Source organism: Neisseria sp. P0021.S007 (assembly GCF_051956855.1).
Genome location: NZ_JBQCXA010000822.1, coordinates 1 through 590, shown reverse-complemented (window position 1 = coordinate 590; position 590 = coordinate 1). Strand labels below are relative to the sequence as shown.

1 protein-coding gene is annotated in these 590 nt (G+C 47.3%); it reads left to right on the top strand.

From position 1 onward, the window contains the following. A partial coding sequence (locus tag ACTHUR_RS16150) for a DNA translocase FtsK (RefSeq protein ID WP_440399690.1) occupies window positions 1–258 on the top strand: 258 nt, incomplete at its 5' end. Window positions 259–590 lie beyond the last annotated feature (332 nt).

Below are 590 nucleotides of genomic sequence, written 5' to 3'. Positions count from 1 at the left end.
GGTTTGCTCAGCGGTGAAGCCGCGCTGGAAACCACCAACATCGTCAATCCGAATGCGGGCAGCGATGAACTGTTCGACCAAGCCGTCGCCTACATTTTGGAAAGCAAAAAAACTTCCATCTCCTCCCTGCAACGCCAGTTGCGCATCGGCTACAACCGTGCCGCCAACCTGATGGAAGCGCTTGAAAACGCCGGTGTCGTTTCCCCCGCAGACATCAACGGCAGCCGCAGAATTCTGGCGCAAAAAGACCAGTTGTGATCTCAATAATTACCAAAGGTCGTCTGAAAACTGGTTATATCTGTTTTCAGACGACCTTTTTATGATGTCGGATTCAATACCTTATTTTATCGGGGTAAAATCGGCCCGCCTATCGACGATATAGTGGATTAAATTTAAATCAGGACAAGGCGAGGCAACGCCGCGCTGGTTTAAAGTTAATCCACTATATTATCCAGTCAATCAAACATTGTGATATACTAGCCAGCTAATTTTCCTGCCTTTTGCAAGCAACGGACGATAAAAGCCCCGATGGGTCGGAGCCGCTTTTGCAGTCATCATTGGCAAAAGGATTCCCATTTTTTATTTAACAC